This is a genomic window from Pseudomonas sp. FW305-28 (assembly GCF_017351395.1).
Taxonomy (GTDB): domain Bacteria; phylum Pseudomonadota; class Gammaproteobacteria; order Pseudomonadales; family Pseudomonadaceae; genus Aquipseudomonas; species Aquipseudomonas fluorescens_AA.
Window position 1 is genome coordinate 1 of sequence record NZ_JACNDD010000254.1, and the last position, 4,441, is coordinate 4,441.

The following is a 4,441-nucleotide window of genomic DNA, read 5'->3' on the forward strand; positions in this document are numbered from 1 at the left end:
CTCGGCGCGCTTTTGTGACTTCTCGGCCTTGATTCAAGCCAGATTCACCAATAAACACACACCAATAATAATCGCATCAAATGCGGTGAGAATTCGCGTTGCTGAGGAGTGGGCTTCCATGATCGAAGACTTTTGGAAGGATAAGTACCCAGCTGGGATTGCTGCCGACATCAATCCAGACGAGTATCCGAATATTCAGGCGGTGTTGAAGCAGTCCTGCCAACGCTTTGCCAACAAGCCGGCATTCAGCAACCTCGGCAAGACGATCACCTACGGTGAGCTCTACGAGTTGTCCGGGGCGTTTGCCGCGTACCTGCAACAGCATACCGATTTACAGCCGGGCGATCGAATCGCCGTGCAGTTGCCCAACGTTCTCCAGTACCCGGTGGCCGTGTTCGGTGCGATCCGTGCCGGGCTGATCGTGGTCAACACCAACCCGCTGTACACCGCGCGGGAAATGGAACACCAGTTCAACGACTCCGGTGCCAAGGCCCTGGTGTGCCTGGCGAACATGGCGCACCTGGCGGAAACCGTGGTACCGAAGACAGGCGTCAAGCACGTCATCGTCACCGAAGTCGCCGACCTGCTGCCGCCGCTCAAGCGCCTGTTGATCAACAGCGTGATCAAGTACGTCAAGAAAATGGTCCCGGCTTATCACTTGCCCAAGGCCGTCAAGTTCAACGACGTGCTGAGCAAAGGCCACGGCCAGCCGGTGAACGAAGCCAACCCCACCAGCGACGACGTGGCTGTGCTGCAATACACCGGCGGCACCACTGGCGTGGCCAAGGGCGCGATGCTCAGCCACCGCAACCTGGTGGCGAACATGCTGCAGTGCAAGGCGCTGATGGGCTCCAACCTCAATGAGGGTTGCGAGGTGCTGATCACGCCACTGCCGCTGTACCACATCTATGCCTTCACCTTTCATTGCATGGCGATGATGCTGATCGGCAACCACAATATCCTGATCAGCAACCCGCGCGACCTCTCGGCGATGGTCAAGGAACTGTCGAAGTGGAAGTTCAGCGGTTTCGTCGGCCTCAATACGCTGTTCGTGGCCCTGTGCAACAACGAAGCCTTCCGCAAGCTGGACTTCTCGGCACTGAAAGTCACCCTGTCCGGTGGCATGGCCCTGCAACTGGCCGCGGCCGAGCGCTGGAAAGCGGTGACCGGTTGCCCGATCTGCGAAGGTTATGGCATGACCGAAACCAGCCCGGTGGCCACCGTCAACCCGATCCAGAACATCCAGATCGGTACTATCGGCATTCCCGTGCCGTCGACGCTGTGCAAGGTGATCAATGACGCGGGCGTCGAGCAGCCATTGGGCGAAATCGGCGAGTTGTGCGTGAAAGGTCCGCAGGTGATGAAGGGCTACTGGCAGCGTCAGGAAGCCACCGACGAGATCCTCGACAGCGAAGGCTGGCTCAAGACCGGTGACATTGCGCTGATCCAGCCGGACGGCTACATGCGCATCGTCGATCGCAAGAAGGACATGATCCTGATCTCCGGTTTCAACGTGTACCCCAACGAACTGGAAGATGTGCTGGCAACCCTGCCGGGCGTGCTGCAATGCGCGGCCATCGGCGTACCGGACGAAAAATCCGGCGAGGCGATCAAGATCTTCATCGTCGCACGGCCGGGTGTGACGTTGACCAAGGAACAGGTGATGGAACACATGCGTGCCAACGTCACCGGCTACAAGGTGCCCAAGGCCGTGGAGTTCCGCGATGCCTTGCCGACCACCAACGTGGGCAAGATCCTGCGCCGCGAGTTGCGGGATGAAGAACTCAGGAAGCTGGGGTTGAAGAAGTAAGACCGTTGCCAACAAAAAGCCCCGCTGATGCGGGGCTTTTTGTTGGGCGATGACCTGAAGCGAGAGCGCTTGTGTGGCGAGGGAGCTTGCTCCCGCTGGGCTGCGCAGCAGCCCCCTGCGATTCTACTGACACACCGCAAGGGCCGCTGCGCGTCCAGCGGGAGCAAGCTCCCTCGCCATAGGGAACCGGTGCTTCTCGGGTCCGGTTACAACCGGAACTGCGCAAAATCCAGGTTGGTGCCACCCGGCCGCATGTCCTGCAGGTAGGCGTCCTTGTCGGCGCTCAGCTCCAGGCTCAGGGCGGCCTTGCGTTTGCCCTGGTTGCGCACTTCCAGGCCTTCCATTTTTTCCCGCAGGAACACGGTCGGCACCTTCAAGTGCAGCAGCTCATCGGTGGCCGGCGTGTGCAGCAGCAGGTGGATCCATTCGTATTGACCGATGGCCAGGCGCGCCACCGGGATATCGAACCAGAAAATGTTGCGGTTGCGGTTCAATTCGCTGAAATGGCAGTTGTTGACGCCCAGTACGGCGCCGCCCAGTTCCTGGTTCCTGCGGGCGATGGCCTGCTTTTTATCGAGTTTCATAACGTTCCTACGGGGTTGGAGCTTCAAGCCACAGCCTGAATACGTGGGGCATTCTCGGGGGTTGATCGACAAACATAAAGTGCAACCTGCATTCGACGATGAAATGTGCCGCTGAAAAAAATGAAACTCCCGGCAAACGGCCCCGGTCAACCCTTATGTAATGACTTTTCGTACCGTTGTTCACAGGAGAGACATCATGGGTAGCACGAGCGATAAAGTGAAGGGCGTTGCCAACGAAGCCGTCGGCAACATCAAGCAAGGCGTCGGCAAGGCCACCGACAATGACCGTATGCGCGCCGAGGGCGTGGTCCAGGAGAAAAAAGGCGAGGCCCAACAAGCCGTGGGCAAGGCCAAGGATGCGGTCAAGAAAGGCGTCGACAAGGCATAACCCGCCTGTAGTAAAACGATTGGAACGGTCATCTGCGGGTGGCCGTTTTCATGTCGGCTCGAACTTGCGCCGGGGAAATTGTTCCAAAGTCGCCAAACAGGTTACTTTGTCTTGGATAACAACCCCATGAGTCGCCAGGCGACCTTCCTTTTTTGCGGCGAAAGGAGACGCACATGATGTTTCCGGCCTTGAAAGGCTTACCTTTGCATCGTGTGATGATGCGTACCGTGACCGAGTTCGTCGACGACGAGATGTCGACCTACGCCTCGGCACTGGCCTACCAGATGCTGTTTTCGCTGTTCCCCTTCATTCTCTTCCTGATTGCCCTGATCGGTTTCCTGCACCTGCCGGACTTCTTCTCCTGGCTGCGCCTGCAATCGGAGCTGGTGCTGCCGCCCCAGGCCCTGGAGCAGGTCAACCCGGTGATCGACCAGCTCCAGCAGTCCAAGGGTGGCTTGCTGTCCGTGGGTATCGTCATTGCCTTGTGGACCGCTTCGGCGGGCGTGCGGCTGATGATGAGCGCGATGAACGCCGCCTACGACGTGGTGGAGGGCCGTCCGGCCTGGAAGCGCTTCCCGCTGTCGATTTTCTACACGGTCGGCATCGCCGGCATGCTGCTGGCCGCTGCGGCGCTGATGGTGCTCGGGCCGCAGGTGATGGGCTGGATCGCGGCCCAAGTCGGTCTGGAGGAGTTCATCGTCACGCTCTGGACGATCGTGCGCTGGCCGGTGATCGTGTTCTTGCTGATGGTGGCCGTGGCACTGATCTATTACGTGATGCCCGACGTCAAGCAGGAGTTTCGCTTCATCACGCCGGGGTCGGTGCTGGCGGTGGTGGTGTGGATCATCGCTTCCCTGGGCTTCGCGTTCTACGTCAAGACCTTTGCCAACTACAACGCCATGTATGGCAGCATCGGCGCGATCATTGTGTTGTTGCTGTATTTCTATATTTCTTCGGCGGTACTGTTACTCGGCGCGGAGATGAATGCGGTGATCGAGCACATGTCCACCGAGGGCAAGAACCCGGGTGAAAAGAGCGCGGGCGAGCACGAAAAACAGCATGTGTCGGGCCTGGGGCGCGACCATTCCATCCCTCAAACCCACCCTGACGAAGCCCGACCATGATCCGTGAAATCCTGAAAATGGGCGACGAACGCCTGCTGCGCATCGCCCCGCCGGTGCCCGCCGAAATGTTCGACAGCCCGGAATTGTGGCAATTGATCGACGACATGTTCCAGACCATGGAAAGTGTCGGCGGCGTCGGCCTGGCGGCGCCGCAGATCGGCATCGACCTGCAACTGGTGATCTTCGGCTTCGAGCACAGCGAGCGTTACCCCGACGCCGAGGCGGTGCCCCAGACCATCCTGATCAACCCACTGATCACCCCCCTGGGCCCGCAGATGGAAGAGGGTTTCGAAGGTTGCCTGTCGGTGCCGGGCCTGCGCGGTGCGGTCGAGCGCTACCAACACATCCGCTATGAAGGCTTCGATCCCAAGGGCGAGCCGATCGTGCGTTACGCGTCGGGCTTTCATGCGCGGGTGGTGCAGCATGAATGCGATCATCTGATCGGGCGCTTGTACCCGTCGCGCATCACTGATTTCAGCAAGTTCGGCTTTACCGAAGTGATGTTCCCGGACCTGGACCCCACCGCCGACGATTG

The 4,441-nt window shown here is 59.5% G+C and carries 5 protein-coding genes; 4 read left to right on the plus strand and 1 reads right to left on the minus strand.

Features of this window, described 5'->3' with window-relative positions:
• Positions 1 to 118 precede the first annotated feature (118 nt).
• A complete protein-coding gene (fadD1, locus tag J4E53_RS29870; protein ID WP_060738854.1) occupies positions 119 to 1,810 on the plus strand; it encodes a long-chain-fatty-acid--CoA ligase FadD1 in 1,692 nt (563 codons plus the stop codon).
• 206 nt (positions 1,811 to 2,016) lie between these two features.
• On the opposite strand, the gene J4E53_RS29875 is transcribed toward fadD1, so the two are convergent.
• On the minus strand, positions 2,017 to 2,394 hold the full coding sequence (locus J4E53_RS29875; RefSeq protein WP_060738853.1) for a hypothetical protein: 378 nt from the start codon (positions 2,392 to 2,394) through the stop codon (positions 2,017 to 2,019).
• A gap of 196 nt (positions 2,395 to 2,590) precedes the next feature.
• Here J4E53_RS29875 and J4E53_RS29880 point away from each other — a divergent pair, with 196 nt between their 5' ends.
• The 3 genes from J4E53_RS29880 to def form a co-directional block, all read left to right on the plus strand.
• Complete coding sequence (locus tag J4E53_RS29880; RefSeq protein WP_060738852.1) at positions 2,591 to 2,782, plus strand: CsbD family protein; 192 nt, start codon at positions 2,591 to 2,593, stop codon at positions 2,780 to 2,782.
• A 173-nt stretch (positions 2,783 to 2,955) separates the two neighbouring features.
• Positions 2,956 to 3,906: a YihY/virulence factor BrkB family protein gene (locus tag J4E53_RS29885; RefSeq protein ID WP_060738851.1), complete on the plus strand. Its 951-nt coding sequence runs from the start codon at positions 2,956 to 2,958 to the stop codon at positions 3,904 to 3,906.
• Positions 3,903 to 4,441 (plus strand): peptide deformylase (def, locus tag J4E53_RS29890; RefSeq protein ID WP_060738850.1); only part of this gene is annotated, 539 nt, incomplete at its 3' end. The genes J4E53_RS29885 and def, both read left to right, overlap by 4 nt.